Here is a 328-nt window from a genome sequence, read left to right as displayed (position 1 = left end):
CCTGCTCGCATGATTTGCTCAATAATGGCGTAATCCCTGTTAAATATAGAAACTTCGCTTTCTTAACGTAGTCCTCATCAATATCGGCAGACTCTAAACGGCTCGCCGCAGAACCCTTTCGGTAGTAGAGGATATTCGCCGTCTTCGCAGTCATTTGTTCTTTCAAAAAAAGCCCCGTTGGAGCCTGCTCATCCATGGTTACATACGTTGTATCGACGCCTTCACCACGGACAGATTGGATGATTTTCGCTCCTAACTCGTCAGCGCCGACTCGACTAATCCAGCCTGTTTTATGACCAAGTTTCGCTAATCCGATCAACGTGTTCGT

1 protein-coding gene is annotated in these 328 nt (G+C 47.0%); it reads right to left on the bottom strand.

Annotated elements, in window-relative coordinates:
• The coding region (locus tag CHH91_RS18125) for a PfkB family carbohydrate kinase (protein ID WP_286160841.1) at positions 1-328 on the bottom strand (328 nt) is incomplete at both ends.

The sequence above is a fragment of the Virgibacillus sp. 7505 genome (assembly GCF_002272135.1).
GTDB lineage: Bacteria > Bacillota > Bacilli > Bacillales > Amphibacillaceae > Terribacillus.
Note: the sequence above shows the minus strand (reverse complement) of the source record. Positions and strands in the feature narration are given on the sequence as shown.